We start from the raw sequence: 22,435 nt of genomic DNA on the forward strand, positions 1-22,435 counted from the left end.
TGCAAACCAGCGGGCAGCCAAGACAAATGGCGCAGCTACACGTTTCACGTGGTACGCAATCAACACTAAGTCTCGGCATTTAATCGATTGAAGGCGGTTTATCGCGTGATGACGATTTCGTCTGCGCGCACCATACCCAGAACGTCCCGTGCGCGTTCGTCCAGCAGGTCCAGATCTAGATAGTTATCGCTAAGGCGGCGGGTGAGGTTTTCCATCCGGGCGACCTCGATCTGCAATTCGTCCAGATCTGCCTGCAAATCCCGCGCATGCGCGTCGATTTCAGCGCGACGGAATAAACCGTACTCACCTTGCACGGCAGCAAAGGTAAAATACAGGCCAAACAAAATGGCGCCTGAAAAATATAGGACTGCTCCCATCGCGGGACGAGATGTGCGGTTCATATCTGCCTCATGTCACCTCTAACGGGTGTTAAAGCAAGAATCGCACATCTGATTCTTTTTGTGAATCCCCTAATTCGTATATGTTGGGGATTTATGCGTTTTTTTGCTTAACCTGCGACAGATGCCGCATGAATACCGTCAACTGCACCGGTCAGTAGGTTGTCAAAATCGGTTTCGCTTTGCTTCGCGTTCAGGCCTTCGGTCAAACCACGGCTGAAGGAGGCGATCATGCCAGACTGTTTCGACAGTAATGTGTTGGCTTCGTCACGGCTGTAACCGCCGGACAGCGCAACAACTTTCATGACGCGTGGGTGGTCGACCAAAGGTTTGTAAAAGTTTTCGACGGTCGGTAGCGATACTTTCAGCATCACCTGACCTTCGGTGATAGCGTCCAGACCTTTTAGCAGCTCATCCCGCAGGATCGCTTCGGCCTCGGCTTTGTCCGCGATGGTGATATTCACCTCAGGCTCTAGGATCGGCATGAGGCCCTTGGCAGATACCTGACGGCCAATTTCAAACTGCTGTTCAACAATCGCTTTGATGCCGGCTTCATTGGCCGCGTTAATGACCGAACGTTCTTTGGTGCCAAAGATGTTCTTTGCAACAGCGCGGTCCAGCAGGGCATCCAGTTCTGGCATTGGCTTCATCAGCTGAACACCGTTTTCTTCTGCTTCCAATCCTTTGTCGATCTTCAGGAATGGGACGACCGATTTTTGGTTCCACAGATAGTCAGCGGTGGGGATGCCGTCGATGTCGCGATCCATGGTCATTTCGAACAGGATTGCACCGACAACTTTGTCACCAGTGAAAGCCGGCGATTTGATGATACGGCTGCGCATCTGGTGGATCATATCGAACATTTCGGCGTCGCCGTTATATTCGTTTTCTTCGATGCCGTATTGGCGCAACGCCTTGGGGGTCGATCCGCCGCTTTGATCCAGTGCTGCGATGAAACCTTTGCCGGTTAGGATTTTTTCGGCCATTTGTGCGTTCATTAGTCAACCCTCTTTAAATATTAGGTTTTCGCCGCCTTAAAACGGCTTTCGCCTCGCTCTTAGAAAAGCGAGGCGAAACGCGCAAATGTGTTATCGCTAGCGAAAGTGATGTTTTCGCTAACGAACATTTTATTGTTTCATTTTGCGTCAACCGAGCGCGGAAACACCTGGCAATTCCTTACCTTCCATCCATTCAAGGAACGCGCCGCCCGCGGTGGAGATGTAGGTGAAATCCTTTGCAGCGTCCGCTTTGTTCAATGCAGCAACGGTATCACCGCCACCTGCGACCGAAATCAATTTGCCCACTTTGGTCAGTTCTGCAGCCTTTTTCGCGGCTGCGTTCGTTGCTGCGTCAAAAGGTTCGATTTCGAACGCACCGAGCGGGCCATTCCAGATCAGCGTTTCGGCGCGGGTCAGAACATCAGAGATGTAAGCAACCGTTTCTGGGCCAGCGTCCAAGATCATCGCGTCGTCAGGCACGGATTCTGGAACAACGGTTTCGTTTTCTGCGTTAGCAGCAAATTCGCGGGCAACAACAACGTCGCGTGGCAGGATGATTTCGCAACCCGCGTCATGCGCTTTGGCCAGAATGTCGCGTGCGGTATCGGCTAGATCGTGTTCGCACAGCGACTTGCCGACGTTTACGCCTTGGGCCGCTAGGAACGTGTTCGCCATGCCGCCGCCAATCACGAGATGATCGACTTTGCCAACTAGATTGCCCAGTAGGTCCAGTTTGGTCGAAACCTTTGCGCCGCCAACAACCGCGACGACAGGACGAGCAGGGGTGCCTAGCGCCTTTTCTAGCGCAGACAGTTCTTCGGCCATCAGGCGGCCAGCTGCGGATGGCAGCAGACGCGCAACACCTTCGGTCGAGGCATGCGCGCGGTGCGCGGCGGAAAATGCGTCATTTACATAGACATCGCCCAAGGTCGCCAAGAATTCAGCCATTTTGGGATCGTTCTTTTCTTCCATGTCGGAAAAACGGGTGTTTTCGATCAGAACGATCGCATCAGCGGGCAACGCGTCAATTTCTTCGCGCGATGGGCGTTCGATAAAAGTTACAGATGTTTCGAGCGCTTGTTCTAGCGCGGGCAGGGTGACGCGTAGGGACATGTCTGGGTTTGGCTGGCCTTTTGGGCGACCAAAGTGCGCCAGCATGATTGGGCACCCGCCAGCTGCAACGATATCTTTTATAGTCGGCACAATGCGTTCAATGCGGGTGGCATCGGTGACTTTGCCGTCTTCAACTGGAACGTTAATATCAACGCGGACCAATACGCGTTTTCCAGCCAGATCCATATCATCAAGTGTTTTCCAGGCCACGAGCGCCTCCCATAAATAAAGTTTCTCTTACTCGATATCGCCTTTGTGGCGCGGGTCAAGGCAGATACCTTGGCAAGCGGCTGTATCAGGCATATGTCTAGCTAAATTTTTGAACAAAGGAGAGCCACGTGGCCGAGATCAAAGATCCTGAGAACACTGTCATCGTCGAATTGAAAGACGGCAATGTTGTTATCGAACTGCTGCCAGACGTTGCACCAAAGCATACCGAGCGTATGAAAGAACTGGCTCGCGCTGGTAAATACGACGGCGTTGTATTCCACCGCGTGATCGACGGTTTCATGGCGCAGACCGGTGACGTTGAATATGGCAATTCGACCTCGGATTCGTTCAACATGGGCCGCGTTGGCACCGGTGGTTCCGATCTAGAGGACGTACCTGCAGAATTTTCGCGCCTGCCACACGCTCGCGGCACACTGGGCGCTGCACGTTCGATGAACCCAAATTCGGCAAACAGCCAGTTCTTCATCAACTTCAAAGACAACGATTTCCTGAACGGTCAGTACACCGTTTATGGCCGCGTTATCGAAGGCATGGAGCATGTTGATGCGATTGTCCGTGGCGAGCCACCTGCGAACCCAGACAAAATGATTTCCGTGAAAGTGGCCGCAGATGCGTAATCTGGCCGCGGCTCTGGTTTTATTGGCAGGCCCTGCGGCCGCCAGCGGGCTGGATATCACCATTGCGGGCGAAGCGAACGGCACAATCCACATCGACCTGTTCGAAGATGTAGCGCCGCTGCACGTAGAACAGATCACCAAGATTGCCAATGATGGCGATTATAATGGTGTTGTGTTCCACCGCGTGATTGATGGTTTTATGGCGCAAACGGGCGACGTGAAAAATGGCCTGCTGGATGGCGGCAACATGGCGATGGCCGGAACGGGCGGTTCGGACTACGGCAATATCGTAGCTGAATTTTCGGACCTGCCGTTTGAGCGCGGTGTTGTTGGTATGGCGCGATCGGGTCATCCTGATTCCGCAAACAGCCAGTTTTTCATCATGTTCGCGCCGGGGTATTTCCTGAATGGTCAGTACACCGTTGTTGGTGAAGTGACCGAAGGTATGGATGTGGTGGACGCGATCAAGCGCGGCATGGGGCCAAACGGGTCCGTGATCGGTCAGCCTGACGTTATGGAAACCGTTGTTGTAACCGAATAATCGGTCACAGCTGGTATCAAACGGTGCGGGCGGCCAAGGGGCCGCCCGCGTTGTTTTTGCCTCGCGCCGTTGGCGCTCAGGTGCCGCAAAATGTGGCTGTTACGCGTTCTTCTGGTGCGGGTGCGCGGCTGTATAGATCGTGATTTTCAAACGGTTTTGTCACCGCAGCCAACATGGCGTCGAATGGTTTTCGATCATTTGCAACAGCAGATTGAATGACAGCTTCGATGTGATGAAGGCGCGGTATAACGATCGGATTGGACTGCGCCGCAATCGACATGTCAGGCGCTAAATTTTGCCAGTCACTGCGCCAATCTGCGTAATCTTTATGGGTGAGTGGAGCATCAATGTCGGCGAAAGTTTGCGTGAAATCTGCGCCTGTTTCGGCCATTATTGTTAAAAAACGGCGCGCGATGCCTGTCGCGTCTTTTGTTGGGGATAGGCCGAATTTCGGACAGAAATGCCGCGCCCAAGCGGCCTGCCATTTATCCTGAAACGTGCCCATCATTGCATTCAGTGTTTCAACTGCTGCGTCCTGATCGTCGGCCAGTGGCACAAGGCTGGACGCAAACTGCGCAATGTTCCACGCCGCGATCGACGGTTGATTGCCATAGGCATAGCGGCCTTGGCGGTCGATCGAGGACAGCACGGTTGAGGGGTGGTAGGTGTCCATAAACGTGCAGGGGCCATAGTCGATGGTTTCGCCTGACACCGTCATATTATCGGTGTTCATGACGCCATGGATAAAACCTAATGACATCCATCGCGCGACCAGATCGCATTGACGATCGATCATCTGGGCGGTGACTTCGAAAATATTAGAGGCGTTTGGGAAATGCCGTGCAACAGTGTGGTCATAGAGCGCGCGCAACGCATCGGTGTCGCCGCGAAAGGCCTGTAATTGGAACGTGCCGACTCGAATATGGCTCGAGGCGATGCGGGTGAGGATCGCACCAGGAACGGGGCCTTCGCGTAGGATATTTTCGCCAGTTGTGACCGCGGCCAATGCGCGGGTCGTTGGAACGCCCAGCGCGGCCATGGCTTCGGAGATCAGATATTCGCGTATAACTGGACCGATCCACGCCCGGCCATCGCCTGCGCGAGAATAAGACGTGCGGCCAGAGCCCTTTAATTGCATATCAAAGCGGCCATTTGCGGTGACGATTTCACCGATTAATAGCGCGCGCCCATCGCCCAAACCGGGGTTCCATTGCCCGAATTGGTGCCCACCATAGGCCTGAGCAAGCGGTGTTGCACCTTTGGGGACCGCGTTACCTGCAAGGCAGCTGACGCCGAACTCCGTGCGGAAATCATCGGGGTCACCGCCAAGGGATCGCACCAATTCGTCATTCAGGGCGAATAGCTGTGGGTCCGCAACGGGCTGCGCGTGTTGCTGTGAGTGCAGCGCTGCGGGAAGTGTTGCATAGCTATTTTCGAAATCGAACAGGTGCATATCGGGGCCTTACAAAACGTCGGTCAGGACAAGGGTATTGTTCCGCCGACGAAAGCCAACCTTTTCGCAGAACACAATCAGACCAGCGTCGGGGTTGTCCAATCGCATGTGGAGGGCCTTCACACCGCCTTGGCCTAGTGCAACAGCGACCGAATGCAGGACTTCGGTTCCGATACCGCGGCGGCGAACCGACGGGCGGATGAATGCCTCGTCAACCCAGCCTTCCATGCCGCCGATGGATACGGACCAGCCAAAGGTGACTAAAACATAGCCCAGCGGCGCGCGCTGCGGCCCGATAAGCCAGATCGCACCCATTGGGCTGCCGTTCACCAATGGTTCAATCGCGCGTTTCCGCGTTACCTCGTCCGACAGGATGCCGCATTCTTCGTGGTAGCGTTCAACCAGCGATAAAACACGGTCTAATGCCTCTGGTCCGGCAAGAGTGATAGAGGTTGTCACAGAGTTCCAATCCGTTCTGCCATCATGGCGAAAAAGGCGTCAGCGTCGACATCACCCATGAACATTGCGTTCGGCGCGCGATCTGTGACGCGCCACCAATCCGAGACCGTCATACCCAAGGTAAGGTCGGATTTCGTTTCGATCTCTACATTGATGTGACGGCCTTTGAAAAGGTCAGGTTGGATCAAATAGGCGATTGTACACGGATCATGCAGCGGCGCGCCGTCGCTGCCGTATTTTTCTTTGTCGAACCGTTCAAAGAAATCGGTCCATTCAATGATCATCTTGCCAATCAGATTGCCCATGTCGGCAAAGGGTTGCATCCGGGATTTGGTCGTCAGTGCCTTGTGTGTGACGTCCAGCGGCATGACCGTAATCGGAACGCCTGATTTGAACACAAAATCAGCGGCTTCTGGGTCGACGTAAATGTTGAATTCGGCGGCGGGTGTAATGTTGCCGACCTCGAAATAAGCCCCGCCCATCAAAACGATTTCCTGAATGCGGTTCACGATGTCTGGCGCTTTTTGCATGGCTGTTGCGACGTTGGTCAGCGGTCCAATCGGGCAAATGGTAACCGTCCCAGCAGGTTCATTGCGCAGGGTGTCGATGATAAAATCAACTGCGTGCTGTTCTTGTAGTGGCATTGTGGGATCAGGCAATTGCGGCCCGTCTAAACCTGTTTTGCCATGAACATGTTCGGCAGTGACCAAGGGTCGCGATAGCGGTGCTTCGCAGCCTGCAAACACTTTGACATCTGTGCGGCCAGCCAATTCGCAAATGATGCGCGCGTTCTTTTGGGTCAGTGGTAGTGGCACGTTGCCAGCAACGGCGGTGATGCCCAAAAGGTCGATTTCATCAGGGCTTGCCAAAGCCAGCAAAATTGCGACGGCGTCGTCCTGACCGGGGTCCGTGTCGATGATGATTTTACGAGGTGTCATAATGGGCGCCTTTAATAAAAATTTGCCCAACTGTGAAATGGGATTGATACGGGCGCAAGGGCAAAGCCGACCAAGAGGCTGTAATCCCATATATGCCGTTTGGTCTAATTCCTGACTATTTTTGTTGAAAGGTCGTTTGCACTGGTTGTGCTGGCGCAAAAAAGATGGCAACGGATGATTAGTTTATCAAAATAGTAGGACTTTATTCGTTTTGAAAGTTGCCCCCATGTCCAATGATGCCGATATTTCGGTGTCCGATGCGGTCATTTCTTATGGCCGCAAGCGGATCGTTCATGGCGTGTCGCTTACGGCGCGGGCTGGCGATCTGACCGTCTTGGTCGGGCCGAATGGCTGTGGGAAATCGACCTTGCTAAAGGGTATGGCGCGGGTCGTGCCGCTGACCCAAGGTGAAATACGATTAGGCGACCAAGATGTGCATCGTGCGTCGACGCGGTCGATTGCCCGAAAATTAGCTTTGCTGCCTCAAGGCCCAATCGCGCCAGAGGGACTAACCGTTCGAGAATTGGTCGCCCAAGGACGATTTCCGCATCAGACTTTGCTGCGTCAGTGGTCAAAACAAGATACTGAAGCTGTTGATACGGCAATGGAACAGGCCGATGTCGCGCAATTTGCGGATCAACCGCTAAACGATTTATCAGGCGGGCAAAGGCAACGGTGCTGGATTGCGATGATCCTAGCCCAAGATACGCCAGTCATGTTACTGGATGAACCGACCACGTTTCTGGATTTAAAAGTGCAGATCGATTTGCTGCAGCTATTGGCGTCGATTGCCCACGGCAAAGCCCGCGCCGTCGTTGTTGTGCTGCATGATTTGAATGTCGCGGCAGCTTTTGCAGATCGTATGATCATGATGCGCGATGGCAAAATTTGCGCAGATGGCCCTGTCTCTGAGGTGTTCACACGCGAAAATTTACAAACTGTATTTGGACTGTCGGCTGATGTCATGCGCGCGCCCATGTCCAACCGTTTGGTTTGCATTCCTGCCGCACAAATCCGTTTGGCTGCTGAATAAATCATGGCGGTATCTACTCAACAGTCCTTTGGCCGCGTCGCGGTGGCTTTGGCGGCACTATCGGCTTTTGCGGTGATGCATCTGGCTCTGGGCAGCAAATTGGTCCCGCCGTCTGACGTGCTATCGGCATTTTATGATTTCGACCGCGCGAATTTCGATCACATCGTGGTCCGCGAAATGCGATTGCCGCGCATGTTCGCCGCTATGGCAATCGGGGCGTCATTGTCCGTCGCTGGGGCGATCATGCAGGGCGTGACGCGCAACCCGTTGGCAGACCCTGGGTTGCTGGGGTTGATGAGCGGCGCATCGTTTGGTGTTGTCATAGGGGCAGGGTGGTTTGGTCTGGGATCGGACGCATGGCTGCCATTCTGGGCTGCAATTGGATCGCTGGGCGCGGCGATTGTTGTTTTGGCGATCTGCGCGATGATCCCTCAGGGGCGATCCCCTGCGGTTTTGCTGCTCACAGGGGCGGCAGTATCTGTGTTTCTGAATTCGATTGTGGCTGGCGTTAACCTGCTGAACGAAGAAAGCTTTTCGATCTTTAGGGTGTGGCTATCGGGGGCGATCACAAACTCTGCCGCGACCAAGCTGGGCTGGGTTTGGCCGTGGATGGTGGCGGGGTTGGGTGTCGCACTGGTTTTGGCTCGTCAGGTCACGACCCTATCCATGGGCCACGAAGCTGCGACTGGTTTGGGCGTTGACGTCAAACGGCTTAGCATTGCGCTGTTGCTGTGCGTGGTGGTTCTGACGGCATCGGCGGTGGCATTGGCGGGGCCAATTGCGTTTGTCGGCCTCGTGGTTCCGCATGCATCGCGGTTATTCGTCGGGTCGGATTATCGGCGCGTCATCCCGTTTGCGGCGGTGTTCGGGGCAGGCTTTATGATCGTGGTCGATCTGGTGGCGCGGTCGGTCTTTTCGCCGGCAGAGATTGCGACGGGCATCGTCACATCCTTTTGCGGTGCGCCATTGTTCCTGTATCTGGTGCGGAAACGGCTATGACCGATTTCGCTGTTTCATATTTTGGCGGGCGTGTATCGCTGCGGTTTGCAAAGGGTGTGCCTTTTGCCATCGCCGCCTTGGTCATTGCGGTCATTGTGGTAGGGATCACCAGTTTATTGGCTGGTTCCTATGATCTGGCTGTTTGGGATATTCCCGCGCTTTTGTCAGGGCAGGGCGATAAAACGGCGTTGACCGTTCTATGGGATCTGCGCATGCCGCGTTTTGTTGCGGCGTGTTTGGTTGGCGGCCTGCTGGCTGTCTCTGGGGCGTTATTGCAAGGCGCAACGCGCAATCCGCTGGCTGATCCATCGTTGGTCGGGGTGAGCCAAGGCGCAAGCTTTGCCGTTGTGTCTTTGATCGTTCTTTGGCCAAATGTGTCGATCTGGGCGCGCCCCATCGCGGCTTTCGCGGGCGGGGTCTGTGCTGCGATGCTGATCCAATGGCTGTCCGCAGGTAAACGGGGCGAAAATTCACTGCGTTTCATTTTGGTTGGGATCGGCGTGGCCGCGATCATCAGCGCGGGTACATCGGCCCTGTTAACCTATGGGCAAATCAACCGCGCAAGCAGCGCATTAGGTTGGATGGCAGGGAGCGTTCATACGGCATCTTGGGGGCCATGTGCCGTGTTGGCGATATGTGCCGCGCTATGTCTTCCCGCCTTGATATGGGTTGTGCGTCCGCTGACCGCGCTACGGTTTGGGTCCGAACTGGCGATCGGTTTTGGCTTGCCTGTAGGCCGCGCAAAGTTCGGTGTGATTACTTTGGCTGTTGCGATGGCGGCCTTTGCCGTTGCGGCCGCGGGACCCATAGGGTTCGTGGGATTGCTTGCGCCGCAAATGGCGCAGCGCCTGACACGTGCTGGCGTTGGTGCCCATCTGATCCTTAGCGCCCTTGGGGGTGCCGTTCTTGTGTCCGCCGCTGATCTATTGGGGCGTACCATCGCGGCACCGATCCAGTTTCCCGCAGGTCTCGTTTCGGCGGTGGTGGGCGTGCCTATCTTTGTTCTTCTCATTCTAAAGCGAGCCAATTCTAGCCAGCTTTGACACTCTATCCGGAGTTACCATGAAAACTTTCCTCCTGAGTTTTGTAGTTGCTGTTTTCGGACTGTCTGCCGCCGCGCAGGATACCCGAACCTATGTCGATGGCGCGGGCCATAGCGTCGAAATTCCTGTTCAGGCACAGCGCATCGTTGCGCTGCGCGGTGAACAGTTCGTTGCGCCATTGACCGAACTGGGCGCGCCTATTGTCGGTTCCAGCGCCAACCTGATCGAAGGCGTGAATAACGGCGAACCTGTGATCCGTGGGGCCTATGACTTGTTCCACACCACCTTTGCTGACAGCGGCATTACGTTTGTCGGATCACACAATCAGCCCGATGTTGAAACCATCGCGACCTTGGATGCAGATTTGATCCTGCTGCCTGATTTCAACGCGGAACTTTATGATCAATTGTCGGCAGTTGCGCCGACTGTGGTGATCAATATCTGGTCGGACACCGCGCGCGATCGTTATCGTAATATCGCCGACGCAGTTGGACGTTTGGACGAATTCGAACAGCTACAATCGGTCTATGATTTCCGCCTGAACGAAGCCCGCGCCCTAACCGAACAAATGATCGGCGACCCATCCGAGGTCAGCGTTGTCATCGCCGAAGTCACAGGCGACCGTTTCCGCGTTTACAAAAACTACGGCGCGATGAGCAGCGTTCTGCAAGAATTGGGTTTCAACACGCCAGAGATTATTAAAACCATTGATGGCGACCGTCTGGACCTCAGCCCTGAGCAGGTTCAACTGATTGATGCCGATTTCATGGTGACATCTTACGCCGAACATTTCCGCGCGCCGCCCGCTAATATTCGCGCCAATTGGGATGCGCTGATCCCAGGCTGGGATCAGGTGCTGCATGCGCCGCGCAACAACCAGCATATCCTGATTGCCCGCGAACCGATGCGCGCGCTGAGTTTCCGTTCGATGGAGGAAATGCTGGCCATCTATCTGTCCAACATCGTGACGCGTTCGTTTGTGCCGCTAGAGGACTAAAACAAAAGGGCCGCGTTAATTACAACGCGGCCCTTTTTCTAAATTGTGTGACGCGATTTACTCTGCGCCGCGCGCTAGGGCGGCGACGCCAGTACGGGCAACCTCGACCAGACCCAGTGGGCGCATCAGATCGGCAAATGCGTCAATCTTTTCTGGCGTGCCAGTCAGTTCAAAAACAAAGCTTTCCAGCGTGGTGTCCACGACCGCAGCGCGGAAAATATCCGCCAGACGTAGCGCTTCTACGCGCTGTTCGCCTTTGCCTGCGACTTTGAACAAACCCAGTTCGCGTTCAACGCTAGGGCCTTCGGCGGTCAGATCGTGGACGTCCAGAACAGGCACGATGCGGCTTAGCTGGGTTTTGATCTGTTCGATGACCTGAGGTGTACCTGCGGTCACGATGGTGATCCGCGAACGGTGGCCTTCGTGGTCAACTTCGGCCACCGTCAGGCTTTCGATGTTGTACCCACGGCCCGAAAACAGGCCGATCACGCGGGCCAGAACGCCCGGTTCGTTCATCACGGTCACGGCCAGCGTGTGGCGTTCCACATCGTCGCCATAGGACGAACGCAGGTTATATGCCGAATGCGAAGAGGACCCTTTTTTGATACGTAGAGCAGACATTGGGTATCCTCCTTAAACTAGGTTAGCGCCAGCGGCGAATGCCTCGGCGTCGGCAGACAGCAGCATTTCGTTGTGCGCTTTGCCCGATGGGATCATTGGGAAACAGTTTTCGTGCTTTTCAACCAAGCAATCGAAAATCACAGGGCCGTCGTAGTTGATCATTTCCATGATCGCATCGTCCAGATCTTTTGGATCGGAACAGATGATCCCCTTAGCGCCAAATGCTTCGGCCAGTTTCACGAAATCAGGCAGGGATTCAGACCACGACGCGCTATAGCGTTCGCCGTGCAGCAGTTCCTGCCACTGACGGACCATGCCCAGACGTTCGTTGTTCAGGATGAACTGTTTCACAGGCAGGCCGTACTGCATCGCGGTGCCCATTTCCTGCATGTTCATCAGCCACGACGCTTCGCCTGCGACGTTGATAACCAACGATTCAGGGTGCGCCATCTGGATGCCGATGGTGGCAGGGAAACCATAACCCATGGTGCCCAGACCGCCCGAAGTCATCCAGCGGTTAGGATCTTCGAAGCCTAGATATTGCGCGGCCCACATCTGGTGCTGACCAACTTCGGTCGCAACATAGCGGTCCATGCCTTTGGTCAGTTCCTCAAGGCGCTGCAACGCGTACTGAGGTTTGATGGTGCTTTCCGAATTGGTGTAGGCCAGACAGTTGATTTTCTTCCAATCGTTGATCTGTTTCCACCATTTTTCCAGACCCTCTTTGTTGGTAACGCGGCCGCGCGATTTCCAAACTTTCAGCAGGTCTTCCAAAACGTGGCCAACGTCGCCGATGATCGGAATATCAACGTGGATGATTTTGTTGATCGACGACGCGTCAATGTCGATGTGCGCCTTTTTTGATTTTGGCGAAAATGCATCGGTGCGGCCGGTGATGCGGTCGTCGAAACGCGCGCCAACGCAGATCATTAGGTCACAGTCGTGCATCGCCATGTTGGCCTCGTACAGGCCGTGCATGCCCAGCATACCCAGCCAGCCGTCACCCGACGCAGGGTAGGCGCCCAGACCCATCAGGGTCGAGGTGATTGGGAAACCAGTTGCGTCAACCAATTCGCGCAGCAGCTGCGACGCTGCAGGGCCAGAGTTGATGACGCCGCCGCCGGTGTAGAACACTGGGCGTTTCGCTTTTTCCATCGCGGCAACCAGATCGGTGATGCCTTCGATCGATCCTTTAACCGCTGGCTGGTAATGCGAACGCATTTTGTTTTTGTCGGTGTAGGTGTCGGTTGCGAACTGAACATCTTTAGGGATGTCGATCAGCACAGGACCCGGACGGCCCGAACGTGCGATGTGGAACGCTTCGTGGATGCGGCCCGACAGTTCAGAGGTATCTTTGACCAGCCAGTTGTGTTTGGTGCATGGGCGGGTGATGCCAACGGTGTCCGCTTCTTGGAACGCGTCCGAACCAATCATAAAGGTCGGAACCTGCCCCGAGAAAACAACGATCGGGATCGAATCCATCAGCGCGTCGGTCAAACCTGTCACCGCGTTGGTCGCTCCTGGGCCCGAGGTTACCAGCGCAACGCCAACCTTGCCGGTCGAACGGGCGTAACCTTCGGCTGCGTGGATCGCGGCCTGTTCGTGACGGACCAGAACGTGTTTGATCGTGTTCTGTTGGAAAATCTCATCATAGATCGGTAGGACGGCGCCGCCGGGATAGCCGAATACCGTGTCCACACCCTGATCGATCAGAGCTTGAACCACCATCTTTGCGCCGGTCATCTGACGTGACATTGTCATCTTCCTTATCTTGCGTCGCCGTTAAGTCGTTTGATCGTTTTGATACAAAAAAGCCCCCGAGATTTTCGGGGGCGCATGGGGAACCGTTATGGTCTACCGTTACCGGTCCATGCGCCTATTCACCACCACTAGCACTAGATCATTCATCTCTTGGCCTTCTCATATCGTGGCGAAACCTTATGCACGCATAAAAAACAGCGTCAACCGTCGGAATCGAAAAAATGTCGTTTCGGCGGCGTTTTTCGCAACTTTGTTTCAAAGACTGGTTTTTTTGATTCGGCTAGATTGTCGTCAGACGTGCTATCCGAATGGGTTATGCGACTAAACTAACGTATTAATGTTTCTATATCGCACTTAATGGGCTTTTGTGGGTTCGATTACACCCAATTTTGGCATTAATCCTTTGTTTACCTTTGCGTCTTTGCCACATTTTCGCCATCAATGAGCAAAGTTTTAAGCGTTCAAGGGGGTGAGTGACGTGGCAACTGTAGAAGAAGTCCTGAGTGCATTAGAAGCGGGTGGCCGAACAATCGAGGCGACCTACACAATATCAGGCGCATCTGCGTTTACTTATGTGTTCTTTGTCGAACCTTATGTTACGTCAAGCGATCCTGCGACGACCCTTTATGACCTGAGCGTCATCGTGGCGGATGCAGACGGAAATGCGATTGAGCAAATCATTGGCACCTTCGACGTGGGACTGGGGCCTGGCTCCACCTCTGCCGATTTTGAATTCTTTGCGATTAATGGCGGTATCGCGGCGCAGTCTATGCCGGACGGCGAGCCTGGAAAAATCGAAGTTACATTTGATGACGACGGTTTGGTCTATGACATTGCCGTCAACGAAGGTGACGAACAGATTGCTTCGGATCCAAATGCCGAAGTCGTTGAAACAGAAGATCCAGTTGCTGAAGCAAGTTGGATTGAAGGTACCGATGTTGCCGACGAACTGCGCGGTACGGCCGAAGATGACATTATCGAAGGGTTCGGCGGTCATGACCTTATTCGCGGCGAAGGCGGCGATGACGAGATTTACGGCGGCGGCGGTGGCGACACCATTTATGGTGGCGGCAATGACGATCTGATTTTTGGTGATCGTGGTGATGACGTTATTCGCGGTGACTCTGGCGATGATGTTATCATTGGCGCAATGGGTAATGACTCGATCAACGGTGGGTTCGGCAGTGACTTCATTGAAGGCGGTGCAAACAACGACATTCTAAAAGGTGCGCGCGGCGAAGATGTTATCTACGGCGGCCGGGGCAATGACGAAGTCGTTGGCGGGAATGGTGGCGATTGGTTAGCTGGCGGCGCGGGCGATGATTTCGTTTACGGCGGTCAAGGCAACGACGACATGACTGGCGGTCAGGGCGATGACTATCTACAGGCTGGCCGCGGCAAAGATCACGTAACCGGCGGCCAAGGTGATGATACCATCTACGGCAATGCAGATGCTGACATGCTGTATGGCGGCAAAGGCAATGACTGGATTTCCGGCGGTTGGGGCAACGACTATATCGATGGCGCAACGGGTGACGATACCGCGCACGGTAATGACGGCAATGATACCATCATAACGGGCGACGGTTCCGATGATGTCGCAGGTGGTGATGGCAATGATTACATTGATACCTCGGGCAACATTGACGGTTTGTTTGGGATCAGCGGCACACCTGATCGCGGATACCCCGATTTATTCGATGCCGATGATGATCCAGAAGACGACATGGATTTCGTACGCGGCGGAGCAGGGGATGACACCATCCTGACTGGTGATGATGCCGACGTTGCCTATGGCGGCGATGGTGACGACACCATCGATGGCGGCTTTGACGACGATTTGCTGTATGGCAACGATGGTAACGACACCATCTTTGCTGGCGAAGGTGCGGACTATGTGCGCGGCGGTGAAGGCGACGACGTTATCTATGGCGGTCTAAACCCAGAATTCCCAGATGAGCTGAATGTTGATGATGCCGAAGATTTGGAAACGTCGAACGGCGACGACATCCTACAGGGCAACGGCGGCAACGACATCATCTATGGCGCGGACGATAACGATTTCATCTACGGCGGCACAGGCGATGACTGGCTTCAGGGCGGGATCGACGATGACGTCCTGCACGGCGGTGAAGGCAAAGATACGTTTGATTTCGCCGATGGCGACGGTTCGGATGTTGTGTCGGATTTCACCAAAGGTGACGATACGATCCAAATTGCAGGCGCATCGTTTGAGGACCTGTTCCTAAGTCAAGACGAAAGCGCAGCCATCATCGAATATGGCGATTTGCAAATTCGTTTGGAAAATACGAACGCCGAAGATCTAGAAGAAACAGATTTCCTGTTCTGATATCGAAAAAGGGCGGCATGGTATCAACCTGCCGCCCTTTTTGTATCTCGCTATCGGATTGTTTTGCTGTCTGGCAATTGTATCCGCGACACCTGTTCCGAAATCGGTTCGACCTTTAACGGGTGTGTCGCGTTGTCGTAGCCGTTCACATCACCGATGGGATGCCAATGCTGTCCTTCGAAAATCTCTAACCCGCTGAATTTTGCTTTGTACCCCATTTTAGGGCTGCCCGGGACCCAGTACCCCAAATAGACGTAGGGTAGGTCCATTTCTGCGGCGATGCGGATGTGATCCAAAATCAGGAATGTGCCCAGCGACTGACGATCTTTGGTTGGGTCAAAGAACGAATAGACCATCGACAAACCGTCATCCAATACATCGGTCAGGCACACGGCGGTTAAATCCGGCTCTTGTCCTTCAAACGGGGTTTGGTATTCGATCAGGCGCGATTTGATTGGGGTTTCTTCGACCATCGCGGCGAATTCAAACAGGTCCATATCGGCCATGCCGCCGTCCGAATGGCGGCTATCCAGATATTGACGGAACAACGCATATTGTTCTTCGGTCGCCCATGGGCTGGTTACGCGACGGGCCAAATGCTTGTTGCGCTTGATCACACGTTTCTGGCTTTTGGACGGAACAAAGTCCGCAACACGGATGCGCGCCGACATGCAGGCTTTGCAATCTGAACAGGCTGGGCGGTACAGCACATTTTGCGACCGGCGGAATCCTTGTTTCGATAGCGCATCATTCAGTCGTTCCGCATTGTCACCTTGCAATGCGGTAAATAGTTTCCGTTCCATCCGGCCCTCTAGGTAAGGGCAGGTTTGTGGAGCCGTCACATAAAACTGGGGCGCTAAAGGTAACGTGTGGCGCATAACTCTGATCACATAAATAGACAGCGCGAGGTTAGCAACCTCGCGCGCAAAGTCTATGGTTTTGGTCAATTACGGGTCTTATAGGCGACGATTTAGCGCTGCAGTCCCGATCAAATGGTCAGTCAGACCCTGCTTTCGTTCGGTCATCAGCATCATGGCGACCGAAATCAGCTGCAATGGGAACACGGCGAAAGACACCGAATACCCCAACGTATGCATAAAAGCAGAGGCACCATTCATTGGTGACCCGTCCATTTGGCGTAGTTCAACACCCGCGATGCGCATGCCCCAAGTGGACGATCCGCGCGCGATTGTGACCCAGCGGTAAATGAACCCTACAAACACCATAAAGGCGGGTAAGAAAAACACTGCTGTGAACGCAGTGAATGGCACCAGCAGCATTGCGACAATAAAAATAAGGGCAACGTCCAAAACCCAGGCAATCCCGCGTTTTAAAACCACGCCATCGTAAAAATCACCCCGAACATTGGGGTCTGGTAAACCTAATACATCAACACGAGCGGTCATAATTGTGATCCTAGTTGGTGGAGGAAGGCCCCCAAATCATCGGGGGCCGTTCGGTGTTATGCGTCTTCGTGGTCTTCACGCGGGGCGCGGGCCGCTTTGGCGCGTTCGTCCATAAATTCGTCGAACTCTGCTTTGTCCTTTGCGTCTCGCAGGCGTTGTAGGAACGCCTCGAAATCGGATTGTTCTTGTTCCAGACGGCGCAGGGTATCGTTGCGGTATGCGTCGAATGCCGAATTTCCGCTGCTACGGGTCATATGTACGCCACTATAACGGGCTTTGCGGCAAGATTTTCCACTAAACATGCGTTTGCTCCAGATCATATAGGCCAAAAGGGCAAGGCCGACAGGCCAGAAGAAGATAAAGCCAAACACCATTGCCGCGATCCACGCGCCTTTGCCGCGTTCGTCCAGCCAATGTTCGGCGCGAGTCAGCCAACCAGCGCGTTCAGCTGGGGCGGTCGTCGGGTCATAAGTATGGGTCATTTTCGGCTCCATCATGGAATGTAAATGCTTTTCACATTAAATCATATCGGTATGCCAAAGCCCTACAACAAGGGGTGATGTTAAAGTTTTTTACATTGTTTCACTACAGCGCTGAAAAGCAGCGGTTTTTTCGTAGTGTGTGGAACGTTGACGATGCGCTGTCGCGGCATCAAACTGTGTTTATGACATTCGAATCCCGTATTTCCCGCGCCCCAAGAGCTTATGATACTGACCGCGCTGACGAATTGGCGGCAGCCTTTCGCGATTTGCCCCCGGCAACTGTCAACGTAATCCACGGCGCGGCGGGGTGTAGCCCGTATTTAGCGACCCTTTTGACCAAAGAGGCCGATTGGATACGCGCCGCATTGGATGACCCCGAAAAAGCATTAGCCGATGAAATTGATCGAGCGCGCGCAGTGAGCCGCGAGGATCTGAGCATCGAGCTGCGCCGCGCGAAGCGGCGTGTTGCGTTGATCACGGGGCTTGCCGATGTGGCCGGTGTTTGGCCGCTAGAAACAGTGACTGCAGCCTTATCTGATTTCGCCGATGCCAGCGTAGATGATTGTTTGCGTCAGTTGGTTGGGCATGAAATTGCGCGTGGCAAAATCCCTGGCCTGACCGAACAGGACGCAGAAACGGCTGCTGGTATGTTCGCATTGTCGATGGGCAAAGGCGGCGCCGGCGAACTGAACTATTCCTCTGATATCGACCTAATCGTTTTGTTCGACAGTGATCGATTTGACGCCTCTAACTATGACGATGCGCGCGCTGCGTTTATCCGCGCAACGCGGAAAATGGCGACCACCATGTCCGATGTTACCGATCAGGGCTATGTGTTCCGAACCGATCTACGACTGCGTCCAGACGCAAGTGTAACCCCAGTCTGTTTGTCGACTGACGCCGCAGAACATTATTACGAAAGCGTCGGGCGGACGTGGGAACGCGCCGCCTATATCAAAGCGCGGGCAGGTGCGGGAGATGTCAAAGCGGGCGAGCGTTTTTTAAAAACCATGCAGCCCTTTGTTTGGCGGAAACATCTGGATTTTGCATCCATACAAGACGCCCATGATATGCGGTTAAAAATACGCGATCACAAAGGTTTGGCAGGAGATCTTAAGTTAGACGGCCACAATATAAAATTGGGTCGCGGCGGTATCCGTGAGATCGAATTTTTCACGCAAACACGCCAACTGATCGCGGGCGGGCGCGATCCAGATTTGCGTGTTCGCGATACAAAAACAGGATTGGAACGGCTGGCTGCGGCTGGCTGGGTGCCTGTGGATGATGCGAAAACCTTGTATGATCATTACAGATACCACCGTGAAATCGAACACCGATTGCAGATGGTTGCGGACCAGCAAACCCATTCTTTGCCAACATCGGATGCTGGTTGGGAACGTCTGGCGGCATTCGTGGATATGGATGTTGCGGCGTTACGTGCTGAACTATCGGACCGTAGTGAACAGGTTCATGCACTGACCGAAGGCTTTTTTGCGCCAGATGCCGCGCCAGTCGAACCCGTTGATGACTTTGGCGCGGATTTTGTAGCGCGTTGGCACAGCTATCCTGCTTTGCGATCCGAACGGGCGGTGGAAATATTCAAACGCCTACGACCAGAGATTTTCGCTCGTTTAAAAGAGGCCGCCAAACCAGAAGAAGCCTTGCTGCAATTCGATGGTTTTCTGCGTGGCCTTCCTGCGGGTGTGCAGCTGTTTTCTCTGTTTGATGCGAACCCCCAACTGACCAAATTAATCGTCGATATTTGTGCGACGGCACCTGCATTGGCCAAATATTTGTCGCGCAATTCAGACGTTTTTGACATGGTTATTGGAGGTGATTTTTTCGCGCCTTGGCCAGGAACGGATGCATTAACCCAAATGTTGTCCGAAGATTTGGATCGTGCCGGCGATTATGAGGACGCATTAAATGCTGCCCGTCGTTTCATGAAGGAATGGCATTTCCGCATCGGTGTCCACCACTTGCAGGGGCTGATTTCGGGTTCGGAAAGTGGCACTCAATACAGTGACTTAGCCAGCTCTGTTATTGCGGGGTTGTGGCCTGTTGTGGTGGATGAATTTGCCCGAAAACATGGTCCGATGCCGGGGGCTGGCGCGGTTGTTTTGGGGATGGGGTCGCTGGGGGCTGCGCGTTTGAATGCGGGGTCTGATCTGGATTTGATTATGATCTACGATCCGCAAGATGCGACGGAATCCGACGGACGGCGCCCGCTTGCGGTGCGCCCGTATTATGCACGTCTGACCCAAGCGCTCATCACTGCCGTGACGGCTCCTATGGCGGATGGCCAACTGTATGAGGTTGATATGCGTTTGCGTCCGTCAGGGCGTCAGGGTCCGGTTGCAACGTCGTTGTCTTCGTTCGACACCTATCAACATACCGAAGCGTGGACGTGGGAACATTTGGCGCTGACACGTGCGCGGCCCATCGCAGGTAGTAAAGAATTGGCCGACCGCGTAGAAACATTGCGTCGCGCGATTTTGCAGGAAAAGTCCAACGGCGAAACCATTCTAGCCGATGTCGCCGAAATGCGCCGCCGCCTGTCCGTAGCCAAAGCGCCAGACGGCGTTTGGGACGCAAAAAACGGCGCGGGTCGGTTGATGGACGTTGAACTATGCTCGCAAACGGCGGCGTTGCGGGCAGGGGCGCCTGTGCGCGGCGTGGCAGAACAAATCAATGCGGGTGTCGTCTCTGGCTGGTTTGATGCCGCGGATGAAGCGGCGCTATGCCGGTCCGCCAGTCTATTTTGGTCGTTGCAGGCGGCCGCGCGTTTGTTGACGGGGGGGACACTCGACCCTGAAAAACTGGGCGAAGGCGGTTTGCGGTTTATCTTGCGTGAAACGGGGTTTGATGATGTTGCGTCGCTTACACAGGAAATGGAGCGGGTCGCAGCGGAGGCGAACACGGTCATCAGTCAGCTATTGGGAGAGGTTGAACATGGCTAAGGACGCATTGGACCCCACAGGGGTCATCGCGGAATCCTTTAAGATCGAAGGGATCGGACCAGAGGATTGTCGCGGCATTTTTCTGGACTGGGCGCTGAAAATGCCTGTGGACGCGGATAATGCGGCGCTGATCGGTCAGCTACTGGCCCGTCACGCGAATGAACCGCAAGATCATCCGATGATCGCTGTGTTAAAGGATGCGCTGCAACCGATGGACCGTCCGCGGCGCCGTGGTGGATACCGCAGTCGTCCGCGCGAAAATTAACCCAGCGCTTTGCCAAGGCGCGGTAATCGCGCCTTTTTCAACAGGTTCCGCATCGTCCAATCGCCGTCGGATAGGCGGCGGGCCTCGGCCAGAACCGCATTGGCGGCGGTTTCGACCTGTTCGGGGTGATCGAGCCACAGGCCATATAGAAACCCGTCGGGGTCAAAACGATCTACGCCTTCTTCGGCCAGATATTGTTTGGGGAAGTCTTTCATATTCACGGTCATGATCGCATCGCAGGATCCCGCGACCGCGCTGGCCAGAACGTGAATATCGTTTTCATCCGGCAGCCACAGCCGCTGTTCAATATGCGGCGCCGCGGGGACGATTGCGCGGGGGAAACGCACGGCTAGGGCGGCGATTTCACCGCGGGCGATGACCTCGGCCCCGTCGCCCAATTTGATCGTGCCGCGCGCCCATTCCTCTAGGATGCGATCAGACCAACGTGGTTCAAACAGACCTTGGTCTGCGACCCCTAAGATGATTTCGCGCATCACTGTTGGAAACAGCACGCAGGCGTCGATCAGGACCCTCACAGGCGGAAGAACACGGATTTTAGGTATCCGCTTTCTGCCAGTTGCGGCATCAGCGGGTGGTCTGCGCCAGCGTATCCAGTGTGAATGATCTGTGCGCTGCGGCCCGCACGGCCGATCCCGCGAACGGATGCGTTGCGGAATTTTGTGATTTCAGCGGCGTGCGAACACGAACACAGCACCAAATAGCCGCCTTCGCGGACCAAAGGTGCGGCCAAACGGGCTACGCGTTCGTAGGCACGTAGGCCAGGCTCTAGCGCCTTTTTCGATGGGGCGAATGCGGGCGGGTCGCAGACGACGACATCGAATGTTTCGCCTTCGGACCCTAGGGCCGAAAGCACGTCGAATGCGTCGCCTTGGCGGGTGCTGAATTTATCCGCCATGCCCATAGCCGCCGCACCATCCGTGGCCAGAGACAGAGCAGGGGCCGATCCATCAACAGCAAGTGCCGAGGATGCGCCGCCAGCCAAAGCCGCTAAGGAAAAGCCGCCGACGTGGGAAAACACGTCCAACACTCGCGCGTCTTTGGACAGCGACGCAGCAAAAGCGTGGTTCGGGCGTTGGTCAAAGAATAGGCCGGTTTTCTGGCCGCCCATGACGTCCGCCATATAAATCGCGCCGTTCATGGGCACAGGGATCGGCGCGTCTGGCGCAGTGCCTGCGGTGATGGACATGGTTTCTTCCAGCCCCTCCAGTGCGCGTGCACGGCCCGAACCGTTCATGATAACGGTTTTCACGCCGACCATGTCCTGCAACGCGGCAGTAATTTCAGGCATCAGTTTATCGGCCCAAGCGGCATTCGGCTGCACAACGGCCAAATCGCCAAAACGATCGATGATGACGCCGGGCATACCGTCGGCTTCGGCGTGGATCAGGCGATAGAACGGGTCGGCAAACAGACGGTCACGATGCGCAAGCGCACGGGCCAGTTTCGCGGCGATCCAGTTCTGATCGATAACCGCATCTGGATTACGGTCCAACATGCGCACGATGATGCGCGAATTTGGGTTCACGGCTACAACGCCCATGTCCTGACGTTCGGCATCTTGTAGGGTCGCGATCGCGCCCGGTTCGATGTTTTTAGTCCGGCGGTCGACAACCAGATCGTTGGAATAAACCCATGGATAGCCGAACCGAATGGAGCGGGCATCAGCTTTGGGCATGAGGCGGACAATAGGCAAAGGGGACGTGTTCATAACGTCCCCTTTAAATTGTTTCATCTGCGCCGAAAAGCGGT

22 protein-coding genes are annotated in these 22,435 nt (G+C 54.8%); 9 read left to right on the forward strand and 13 right to left on the reverse strand.

Annotated features, from left to right (window positions below; translation table 11 throughout):
- Positions 1-98 precede the first annotated feature (98 nt).
- The 3 genes from BVC71_RS04295 to BVC71_RS04305 all read right to left on the reverse strand — a co-directional run bounded on the left by BVC71_RS04295 (position 99) and on the right by BVC71_RS04305 (position 2,719).
- Positions 99-401, reverse strand: coding sequence for an FtsB family cell division protein (locus BVC71_RS04295; protein ID WP_086450364.1), 303 nt, complete (start codon positions 399-401; stop codon positions 99-101).
- 107 nt (positions 402-508) lie between these two features.
- On the reverse strand, positions 509-1,396 hold the full coding sequence (locus BVC71_RS04300; RefSeq protein ID WP_086450365.1) for a fructose bisphosphate aldolase: 888 nt from the start codon (positions 1,394-1,396) through the stop codon (positions 509-511).
- Between the two features lie 147 nt (positions 1,397-1,543).
- Positions 1,544-2,719 carry a phosphoglycerate kinase gene (locus BVC71_RS04305; RefSeq protein ID WP_086450366.1) on the reverse strand — a complete coding sequence of 392 codons (1,176 nt, stop codon included), beginning with the start codon at positions 2,717-2,719 and terminating at the stop codon, positions 1,544-1,546.
- A gap of 128 nt (positions 2,720-2,847) precedes the next feature.
- Here BVC71_RS04305 and BVC71_RS04310 point away from each other — a divergent pair, with 128 nt between their 5' ends.
- Together BVC71_RS04310 and BVC71_RS04315 are read left to right on the forward strand one after the other, a co-directional pair.
- Positions 2,848-3,357: a peptidylprolyl isomerase gene (locus tag BVC71_RS04310; protein WP_086450367.1), complete on the forward strand. Its 510-nt coding sequence runs from the start codon at positions 2,848-2,850 to the stop codon at positions 3,355-3,357.
- Entirely contained in the window at positions 3,350-3,898 is a 549-nt protein-coding gene (locus tag BVC71_RS04315; RefSeq protein WP_086450368.1) for a peptidylprolyl isomerase, read from the forward strand. Before BVC71_RS04310 ends, BVC71_RS04315 begins: the two co-directional genes overlap by 8 nt.
- A 76-nt stretch (positions 3,899-3,974) precedes the next feature.
- Here the strand turns inward: BVC71_RS04315 and BVC71_RS04320 are convergent, their stop codons facing one another.
- Genes BVC71_RS04320 through BVC71_RS04330 form a run of 3 tightly spaced genes read right to left on the reverse strand, consistent with a single transcriptional unit; the run spans position 3,975 to position 6,748 of the window.
- On the reverse strand, positions 3,975-5,351 hold the full coding sequence (locus BVC71_RS04320; protein WP_086450369.1) for a protein adenylyltransferase SelO: 1,377 nt from the start codon (positions 5,349-5,351) through the stop codon (positions 3,975-3,977).
- Positions 5,352-5,360: 9 nt separating this feature from the next.
- Positions 5,361-5,810 carry a GNAT family N-acetyltransferase gene (locus tag BVC71_RS04325; RefSeq protein ID WP_086450370.1) on the reverse strand — a complete coding sequence of 150 codons (450 nt, stop codon included), beginning with the start codon at positions 5,808-5,810 and terminating at the stop codon, positions 5,361-5,363.
- Positions 5,807-6,748: a nucleoside hydrolase gene (locus BVC71_RS04330; RefSeq protein WP_086450371.1), complete on the reverse strand. Its 942-nt coding sequence runs from the start codon at positions 6,746-6,748 to the stop codon at positions 5,807-5,809. The genes BVC71_RS04325 and BVC71_RS04330 overlap by 4 nt, the downstream gene beginning before the upstream one ends.
- 226 nt (positions 6,749-6,974) lie before the next feature.
- On the opposite strand from BVC71_RS04330, the gene BVC71_RS04335 reads away from it, so the two are divergent.
- The 4 genes from BVC71_RS04335 to BVC71_RS04350 are packed head-to-tail and all read left to right on the forward strand — an operon-like array spanning position 6,975 to position 10,820.
- Complete coding sequence (locus BVC71_RS04335) at positions 6,975-7,781, forward strand: ABC transporter ATP-binding protein (protein WP_086450372.1); 807 nt, start codon at positions 6,975-6,977, stop codon at positions 7,779-7,781.
- Between the two features lie 3 nt (positions 7,782-7,784).
- Complete coding sequence (locus BVC71_RS04340) at positions 7,785-8,780, forward strand: FecCD family ABC transporter permease (RefSeq protein ID WP_086450373.1); 996 nt, start codon at positions 7,785-7,787, stop codon at positions 8,778-8,780.
- Complete coding sequence (locus tag BVC71_RS04345) at positions 8,777-9,823, forward strand: FecCD family ABC transporter permease (protein ID WP_086450374.1); 1,047 nt, start codon at positions 8,777-8,779, stop codon at positions 9,821-9,823. The genes BVC71_RS04340 and BVC71_RS04345 overlap by 4 nt, the downstream gene beginning before the upstream one ends.
- A gap of 19 nt (positions 9,824-9,842) precedes the next feature.
- Positions 9,843-10,820 carry an ABC transporter substrate-binding protein gene (locus BVC71_RS04350; RefSeq protein ID WP_086450375.1) on the forward strand — a complete coding sequence of 326 codons (978 nt, stop codon included), beginning with the start codon at positions 9,843-9,845 and terminating at the stop codon, positions 10,818-10,820.
- 57 nt (positions 10,821-10,877) lie between these two features.
- Here the strand turns inward: BVC71_RS04350 and ilvN are convergent, their stop codons facing one another.
- Positions 10,878-11,441, reverse strand: coding sequence for an acetolactate synthase small subunit (gene ilvN / locus BVC71_RS04355; RefSeq protein ID WP_086450376.1), 564 nt, complete (start codon positions 11,439-11,441; stop codon positions 10,878-10,880).
- Between the two features lie 12 nt (positions 11,442-11,453).
- Positions 11,454-13,196 carry an acetolactate synthase 3 large subunit gene (locus BVC71_RS04360; RefSeq protein ID WP_086450679.1) on the reverse strand — a complete coding sequence of 581 codons (1,743 nt, stop codon included), beginning with the start codon at positions 13,194-13,196 and terminating at the stop codon, positions 11,454-11,456.
- Positions 13,197-13,680: 484 nt separating this feature from the next.
- Here BVC71_RS04360 and BVC71_RS04365 point away from each other — a divergent pair, with 484 nt between their 5' ends.
- Positions 13,681-15,552: a calcium-binding protein gene (locus tag BVC71_RS04365; RefSeq protein WP_086450377.1), complete on the forward strand. Its 1,872-nt coding sequence runs from the start codon at positions 13,681-13,683 to the stop codon at positions 15,550-15,552.
- Between the two features lie 50 nt (positions 15,553-15,602).
- Here the strand turns inward: BVC71_RS04365 and BVC71_RS04370 are convergent, their stop codons facing one another.
- The 3 genes from BVC71_RS04370 to BVC71_RS04380 form a co-directional block, all read right to left on the reverse strand.
- The gene (locus BVC71_RS04370) at positions 15,603-16,430 is read right to left on the reverse strand and encodes an arginyltransferase (protein WP_086450378.1); all 828 of its coding nucleotides are present in this window, start codon (positions 16,428-16,430) and stop codon (positions 15,603-15,605) included.
- A 78-nt stretch (positions 16,431-16,508) separates the two neighbouring features.
- On the reverse strand, positions 16,509-16,958 hold the full coding sequence (locus tag BVC71_RS04375) for an RDD family protein (RefSeq protein ID WP_086450379.1): 450 nt from the start codon (positions 16,956-16,958) through the stop codon (positions 16,509-16,511).
- Between the two features lie 56 nt (positions 16,959-17,014).
- Positions 17,015-17,440 (reverse strand): DUF2852 domain-containing protein, encoded by a 426-nt coding sequence (locus BVC71_RS04380; protein ID WP_086450680.1) that lies wholly within the window; start codon positions 17,438-17,440, stop codon positions 17,015-17,017.
- 182 nt (positions 17,441-17,622) lie between these two features.
- Here BVC71_RS04380 and BVC71_RS04385 point away from each other — a divergent pair, with 182 nt between their 5' ends.
- Complete coding sequence (locus BVC71_RS04385; protein ID WP_086450681.1) at positions 17,623-20,400, forward strand: [protein-PII] uridylyltransferase family protein; 2,778 nt, start codon at positions 17,623-17,625, stop codon at positions 20,398-20,400.
- Complete coding sequence (locus BVC71_RS04390; protein ID WP_086450380.1) at positions 20,393-20,665, forward strand: hypothetical protein; 273 nt, start codon at positions 20,393-20,395, stop codon at positions 20,663-20,665. The genes BVC71_RS04385 and BVC71_RS04390 overlap by 8 nt, the downstream gene beginning before the upstream one ends.
- Here BVC71_RS04390 and BVC71_RS04395 read toward each other — a convergent pair.
- Together BVC71_RS04395 and BVC71_RS04400 are read right to left on the reverse strand one after the other, a co-directional pair.
- Positions 20,662-21,201 carry an RSP_2648 family PIN domain-containing protein gene (locus BVC71_RS04395; protein WP_086450381.1) on the reverse strand — a complete coding sequence of 180 codons (540 nt, stop codon included), beginning with the start codon at positions 21,199-21,201 and terminating at the stop codon, positions 20,662-20,664. The two genes, BVC71_RS04390 and BVC71_RS04395, sit on opposite strands and share 4 nt — an antisense overlap.
- Positions 21,198-22,394: an RSP_2647 family RNA methyltransferase gene (locus tag BVC71_RS04400; RefSeq protein ID WP_086450682.1), complete on the reverse strand. Its 1,197-nt coding sequence runs from the start codon at positions 22,392-22,394 to the stop codon at positions 21,198-21,200. The genes BVC71_RS04395 and BVC71_RS04400 overlap by 4 nt, the downstream gene beginning before the upstream one ends.
- Between the last annotated feature and the right edge of the window lie 41 nt (positions 22,395-22,435).

It is taken from the genome of Marivivens niveibacter (genome assembly GCF_002150005.2).
GTDB lineage: Bacteria > Pseudomonadota > Alphaproteobacteria > Rhodobacterales > Rhodobacteraceae > Marivivens > Marivivens niveibacter.

What these genes read in the sequence shown, in the direction of transcription:
- BVC71_RS04295 (WP_086450364.1), bottom strand. Translation starts at nt 401, where the DNA reads ATGAACCGCACATCTCGTCCCGCGATGGGAGCAGTCCTATATTTTTCA.
- BVC71_RS04300 (WP_086450365.1), bottom strand. Translation starts at nt 1,396, where the DNA reads ATGAACGCACAAATGGCCGAAAAAATCCTAACCGGCAAAGGTTTCATC.
- BVC71_RS04315 (WP_086450368.1), top strand. Translation starts at nt 3,350, where the DNA reads ATGCGTAATCTGGCCGCGGCTCTGGTTTTATTGGCAGGCCCTGCGGCC.
- BVC71_RS04320 (WP_086450369.1), bottom strand. Translation starts at nt 5,351, where the DNA reads ATGCACCTGTTCGATTTCGAAAATAGCTATGCAACACTTCCCGCAGCG.
- BVC71_RS04330 (WP_086450371.1), bottom strand. Translation starts at nt 6,748, where the DNA reads ATGACACCTCGTAAAATCATCATCGACACGGACCCCGGTCAGGACGAC.
- BVC71_RS04335 (WP_086450372.1), top strand. Translation starts at nt 6,975, where the DNA reads ATGTCCAATGATGCCGATATTTCGGTGTCCGATGCGGTCATTTCTTAT.
- BVC71_RS04340 (WP_086450373.1), top strand. Translation starts at nt 7,785, where the DNA reads ATGGCGGTATCTACTCAACAGTCCTTTGGCCGCGTCGCGGTGGCTTTG.
- BVC71_RS04345 (WP_086450374.1), top strand. Translation starts at nt 8,777, where the DNA reads ATGACCGATTTCGCTGTTTCATATTTTGGCGGGCGTGTATCGCTGCGG.
- BVC71_RS04350 (WP_086450375.1), top strand. Translation starts at nt 9,843, where the DNA reads ATGAAAACTTTCCTCCTGAGTTTTGTAGTTGCTGTTTTCGGACTGTCT.
- ilvN (WP_086450376.1), bottom strand. Translation starts at nt 11,441, where the DNA reads ATGTCTGCTCTACGTATCAAAAAAGGGTCCTCTTCGCATTCGGCATAT.
- BVC71_RS04360 (WP_086450679.1), bottom strand. Translation starts at nt 13,196, where the DNA reads ATGTCACGTCAGATGACCGGCGCAAAGATGGTGGTTCAAGCTCTGATC.
- BVC71_RS04370 (WP_086450378.1), bottom strand. Translation starts at nt 16,430, where the DNA reads ATGCGCCACACGTTACCTTTAGCGCCCCAGTTTTATGTGACGGCTCCA.
- BVC71_RS04375 (WP_086450379.1), bottom strand. Translation starts at nt 16,958, where the DNA reads ATGACCGCTCGTGTTGATGTATTAGGTTTACCAGACCCCAATGTTCGG.
- BVC71_RS04380 (WP_086450680.1), bottom strand. Translation starts at nt 17,440, where the DNA reads ATGACCCATACTTATGACCCGACGACCGCCCCAGCTGAACGCGCTGGT.
- BVC71_RS04385 (WP_086450681.1), top strand. Translation starts at nt 17,623, where the DNA reads ATGACATTCGAATCCCGTATTTCCCGCGCCCCAAGAGCTTATGATACT.
- BVC71_RS04390 (WP_086450380.1), top strand. Translation starts at nt 20,393, where the DNA reads ATGGCTAAGGACGCATTGGACCCCACAGGGGTCATCGCGGAATCCTTT.
- BVC71_RS04400 (WP_086450682.1), bottom strand. Translation starts at nt 22,394, where the DNA reads ATGAACACGTCCCCTTTGCCTATTGTCCGCCTCATGCCCAAAGCTGAT.